This window comes from Nonomuraea sp. NPDC026600 (genome assembly GCF_040638335.1).
Lineage (GTDB): Bacteria > Actinomycetota > Actinomycetes > Streptosporangiales > Streptosporangiaceae > Nonomuraea.
This window is the reverse complement of record NZ_JBEZYD010000096.1, coordinates 1-3,921: the sequence shown is the minus strand read 5'-3', so window position 1 is coordinate 3,921 and position 3,921 is coordinate 1. Positions and strand designations below refer to the sequence as shown.

The window sequence follows — 3,921 nt, the reverse complement described above, 5'->3', positions numbered from 1 at the left end:
GCCCACGTCCTCCTCCAGGGGAGAACCGTGAAGCGCCAGGGGAATTACCTGATCGGAAACCCCTCACAGCAGGGGAATTCCGTGATCGTCGACAGTCTCAAGCGTCTGATCGACAAAGGATGGCTGGCAGAACACCAGCGCGGACAGTTCTCGATCGTTGAGGGCCTCAACGGCGCCGCGCTGAACGGGGCCGCCGCTGACCATTGATGAGTTTGTCGTCATCCTTCTGGCTGCGAGGGCTTGAGCCAAATGGTCCGGGTCGACGACAAGAGGGTGCCGCCGAGAGTTCAGCTCGGCGGCACCCGGGTTGCGTGAGCGCCCTGCAGGTCTAACTGACGGTGGCTCGCGCGCTTCTGAGCGTAACGCGCGATGCGGTCGCTTGGGGGCCGTCGAGCCTATTTCGCCTGCCCTGTCCGATGTCCGGCAGAGCGGAAAGAGGACGATGATGCCTGTCATACCTGTCGATGGCCGATCCCCAAGTGATGGTCGATCACCAACCGCTCCACCTGCTGCCTTACCGGGTGGTGGGCCACAGCGGCTGTCCGAGGGCGGTCTCCAGCAAGGCGATGGTGGCCACGTCCGGCCAAGACGTCCCGGCGAGCAGGTCGTTGATGGATTGTCGATTAACCCCGGACAGGGTGGCCAGGCCGCGCCGGCTCAGCTTGCGCGCGGCGAGTTCAGCGGTGAGGGTGGCGGCGATCGCCTGGACGACGGCGGCGGCCGGGTGTCCGGCCAGGTCCGCGTGGGGCCAGGCCTGCGGGTTGTCGGCCAGGTCCCGGGGCGCGATGGAGCGGGCTCGGCCGCCGACCATGACAATGTTCTCCTATCGGTCGAAGTCGTCGCGCTGCGTAACGGCAGGTTGTCCTGCCGCTATGAGTGGGGTGTGACCCTCGACCCGGAAACCTCGGCGAAGATCACCCGCTATCGGCCCCGCGTCCCACCACCGGAGTGGGAGCAGGTCGCCGACACGGTGCGGATGCTGGTCGCCGCCAGCACCGACCGCTCCCCCTACAACGTGGAGCGGTTGCTGCACGCCACCACCCGGCTCGCCGTGTGGTGCCGCCGCCGCGGTCTGCCAGATGATCCGGAGGTGTGGTTGCGGCACGAGACGATCGACGCGTTCGTCCTGACCGGCTGCACCGGCCTGGCCCCGAGTTCGGCGCAGACCTACCGGGCCTGGCTGCGGCACATGCGCGCTACGCTGGCCTGGCTGGAACGCGGCGAACAGGCGCCGCCGCCGATGAAAGCCCCCAAGAAGGTCAGCCCGCCGTACTCGCCATCCCAGCTCGGACGGTTGCGCGGCTGGGCCGAACGCCTGCCTGGCCAGGCCAGAGGCGACGCGCTGGCGTTGATGGCCCTGGCCTTCGGCTGCGGCCTGACCTCCGGTGAGGTGGCCGCCGTCCGGATCGGGCATCTGCGCTGCCTGGATTCCGGCGCGGTCGTGGTCACCGTCCCCGGCACAGAGCGGTTGATCGTCTGCCGCGCCACCTGGGAGGACGTCCTGGTTCACGCCGCAGACCGGCCCGGGGACGCCTTCGTCTTCCGGCCCAGACGCGCCGCCCGACACGCCAAGAACCTGTTCAGCTCCTGGACAGCCCGCCACCAGCCCACCGGCGGCCTGCCCGCGCTGTCGGTGCGCCGGCTGCGCTCCTCGTGGATCGTCGAGTTGCTGAGCGCCCGCATCGATCTGGGAGTGGTGGCCGCCGCGGCCGGAATGAGCGCCTCCGCACTGGCCCGCTACCAACACTTCGTCCCCGCCCTGGACGAACAGACCGCAGTCGCGCTGCTGCGCGGCAGGCCCGACGAACAGGCCCGTTGAGTACGGCGAAGCCACGCGCCTGGCCGCCGCGCACCACCCGAGCCCGAAACTCCCGACCCAAGCCTCCCCTCAAGCAGGCGATGCAGGTCCCCGACTCCGTCACCAGCCACTACACCCGGCTGCTGGACGGCTCCGGCATCATGACGTTGATCGACGCCGGACTCGACCCACGCCCCGGCCCGGCCGGAATGCCGATCCGGGCGGTGCTCGTCTGCCTGATGGTCTCGATCCATCACGCTGGCAAGGCCACCCTGGCCGAAGCCTGGCGACTGTCTGCGTTCGCCTTGTCTGACTCTGCCCGCGAGCACCTCGGGCTCGGCCCCGACCGGCCACATCCCGCCGATCCGCACGCTACCCTGGCCGACAACCGACGTTTCTACCGCGCCTTCGACCGGCTCACCAGCCTGCTGGACCCTGCCCGGCACGACCGGCGAACCCGCCTGCCACAGCACGAGGCCGACCTGCTCGCCACCGCCTGGGAAGACAACGACCCCGACCACACCCGCAAGCGAAAGCTGCTGCAAGACATCGTCACCGCGCTCGTGCTCACCCCCGTCGGCTGGAGCAAAGGCCGCGGCTACATGGAAGGATTCCGCGGCGACGTCGGCATCGACACCACCGCCGCCCCGGTCTTCGCCCGCCCACCACGAGTGCGCCGCTCCACCGGAGAACTGATCGCCTCCACCGAGATCACCGCGGGCTGGCACCACTCCGCAGGCAGTGGCCCACCCGAGTACGGCTACAGCGCAACCCTCACCGTCGCCGCCCGCCCCGCCACCACCGTCGGCGGCCCGTTCCCACAGCTGGCGCTCGGACTGGTCCTCGACACCCCACACAAACGCATCGGCGCCAACGCCATCACCACCCTCAAACCCCTGACCCAACTCGGGTTCCCCACCGCCTTCGCCGTCGTCGACTGCGCAACCCGCCCACTTCGCACAACCCGCACGCGAACTCGGCTACCGACTCGCCCTCGACTACAAGGTCGACCAGCGCGGAGTGCAGGGCAGTGCCCACGGCGCCCTGCTCATCGACGGCAGCCTCGCCTGCCCGCTCATCCCCGACAGACTCGCCCAGGCGACCGGCCTGGACGACGCCGCCATCCGCGCCCCGTCCGAGGAACTCACCGCGTTGATCAGCGCGCGGGAGCCGTACTTGCTGCGCCTCAAGCAGAGCCCGAACACCAGCGGCACCGTCCGCTTCCAATGCCCGGCAGCAGGCACCTCCCCATCGGTCACCTGCCCCCGCTTCGACCGCCTGCACCAGCGCAGGCCCAGCCGTCCCACCACGGTCGACCTGACCGACGCCCGGCAGCGAGCCGCTCACCCGGCGGCCAAACCCCGCGTCCTGCCCCCGAGCCCCGACCACAAGCCCGGCGAACTGGCGAAGATCTGCCGCCAGCAGACCGTCACTATCAGCAAAGGCGACCTCGGCCATCTCGACAAATTCCGTCAGGACCTGCCCTACCTCAGCCCCGCCTGGATCGGGACCTACAAAACTGTCCGCGCCAACACCGAGGGGATCAACGGCAGAGTCAAGGGGCACGACCTCGACCTCGGCGACCCCAAGAACCGACTCGCCCACGGACGCGTCGCCCAGACCATCTTGGCCGCGCTGATCGTCGCCGTCGCCAACGACCACTTCCTCGACGCCTGGCGCCACACCCAGCAGCCTCCAGACGAGCCCGACACCTCGGCCGACGTCATCGAAATCCCAGCAGAGCAGGTCGACCGCATGCCGCTCCCAGGTCGGAGCAGGCCACCACCCATCCCATAAGCCGCAATTCAGATCACCCTGTCGCAGCACCCAGCCCGGCGTCGGCTTCGCCATGCCCAACGACGCGAACTCGGTCCTCGACCAGCGGTCTGACACCACCTGGACCTTCCCGGGCACCTGCTCCGCAGCTCCCAAACCAGGACGAACCCGATTCGGAAACCCCCGAAACGACAAGATCCCGCCCGATCGCAATGATTCAGACGGGATCCCATCAACTTCAGTCCGGCCGTTGAGCTTGTAACCTCAGATGTGTAAAGACGATCTTGTGTTGTGTGCTGTCTTGCTTTACCTGATGCGGCCTGGGTAGGCGGCGGCGAGTTCGTTGA

4 protein-coding genes are annotated in these 3,921 nt (G+C 68.6%); 3 read left to right on the top strand and 1 reads right to left on the bottom strand.

Going from position 1 to position 3,921, the window contains the following annotated elements; translation table 11 throughout:
• The coding region (locus AB0F17_RS66285) for a hypothetical protein (protein ID WP_358047808.1) at nucleotides 1–207 on the top strand (207 nt) is incomplete at its 5' end.
• Between the two features lie 307 nt (nucleotides 208–514).
• On the opposite strand, the gene AB0F17_RS66280 is transcribed toward AB0F17_RS66285, so the two are convergent.
• Nucleotides 515–811 carry a helix-turn-helix transcriptional regulator gene (locus AB0F17_RS66280; RefSeq protein ID WP_358047806.1) on the bottom strand — a complete coding sequence of 99 codons (297 nt, stop codon included), beginning with the start codon at nucleotides 809–811 and terminating at the stop codon, nucleotides 515–517.
• Nucleotides 812–883: 72 nt separating this feature from the next.
• Between AB0F17_RS66280 and AB0F17_RS66275 the strand changes: the two genes are divergently transcribed.
• Nucleotides 884–1,819 carry a hypothetical protein gene (locus AB0F17_RS66275; RefSeq protein WP_358047804.1) on the top strand — a complete coding sequence of 312 codons (936 nt, stop codon included), beginning with the start codon at nucleotides 884–886 and terminating at the stop codon, nucleotides 1,817–1,819.
• Between the two features lie 999 nt (nucleotides 1,820–2,818).
• The gene (locus AB0F17_RS66270; RefSeq protein WP_358047802.1) at nucleotides 2,819–3,595 is read left to right on the top strand and encodes a hypothetical protein; all 777 of its coding nucleotides are present in this window, start codon (nucleotides 2,819–2,821) and stop codon (nucleotides 3,593–3,595) included.
• The last annotated feature ends 326 nt before the right edge of the window (nucleotides 3,596–3,921 follow it).